Annotated in this window: 1 protein-coding gene; it reads right to left on the bottom strand. The window is 73.7% G+C overall.

Features of this window, described 5'->3' with window-relative positions:
• Nucleotides 1–1,218 (bottom strand): M28 family peptidase (locus AIIKEEIJ_RS14440; RefSeq protein WP_238406366.1); only part of this gene is annotated, 1,218 nt, incomplete at both ends.

Below are 1,218 nucleotides of genomic sequence, written 5' to 3'. Positions count from 1 at the left end.
CGCCTGCAGGACCGTAGGGCGACCCCGCGCGGCGCGATCCGCCCGAATCGGGCAGGCTGTGGGTCATGATCGAAGTGACCGGACTGACGAAGACCTTCGGTTCCACCGTCGCCGTCGAAGTCGGTGCCGTCCGCGGCGACGCCCCGCGACGTCAGGTAGCCCAGGAAGGTGCGCTCGATGCCGGCCGAGCCTTCCGGTCCCGGTCCGGCGCCCACCGCGTCGGAGTCGTCGCCGTCGTAGACGAGGTAGCCGGGATTCGGCGACCCGAGCATGTCGAAGTTCAGGTACAGGGCGATGTCCTCGCGGGCGGCGTCGTCCAGGGAGGCCACATAGTCGGTGGAGCCGACCAGCCCGACCTCCTCGGCGCCCCAGAACGCGAACCGCACCGCGTTGGTGACACCCGGGTCGCTGCCGAGCTGCAGGGCCGTCTCGAGCACCGCGGCGACGCCGGTGCCGTTGTCGTTGATGCCCGGTCCCTCCGGGACGCTGTCGAGGTGGGCGCCGACGACGACCACGTCGTCGGTCGAGCCCGTGGCGGTCTGCGCGAGCACGTTGCGCGAGCGCACGCTGTCGACGCGGGTGTCGAGGACGAGGGTCACCGTGGTGGGTGCGGCGGCGAGCGCGCGGCCGTCGGCGCCGCTGATCCCCGCGGCGGGCACGAGGTCGTTGCCCTCCTCGCCGAGGGTGGCGCCGGCGAGCGCACCGTCCTCGTTGTTGGCGACGAGGAGCGCCGCCGCACCGCGTTCGGCCGCGACCTGCTGCTTGACGAAGAACGGGCACACCCCGCGCGTGACGAGCACGACGGCGCCGGAGACGTCGAGACCGTCGTAGTCGGAGGCCTCGCACCCGGGCGTGTCGTCGGCGGGCACCGGCACGAGCCGGGCGGTGAGTCCGTCCGGACCGGTGGACGGCGAGAACTCGAGGGCCCGGACCGGCACCGGCGCGCCGGCGACGGTCAGGGTCTCGGTCTCCACGTCGAAACTGCGGACGTCGAACTCCGGGGTCTGCACGTCGAATCCCGCGTCGCGCAACCGGCCGGCGACGTAGTCGACGCTCGCGTCGTAGCCGGCGGTGCCCACGGCGCGGTTGCCGTCGTGCTCGGTGGCGATGCGTTCGAGTTCCGTGAGGTGGCCGACCACCGCGTCGATTCCCACGGCCCCCGCCAGCGCGGCCGGGTCCACCGGCGGCGGCGCCGGCGGCTCCTCCGAGCATGCCGCC

Source organism: Rhodococcus sp. YH1, assembly GCF_009939605.1.
GTDB lineage: Bacteria > Actinomycetota > Actinomycetes > Mycobacteriales > Mycobacteriaceae > Rhodococcus > Rhodococcus aetherivorans.
This window is presented reverse-complemented; position numbering and strand designations above follow the sequence as displayed.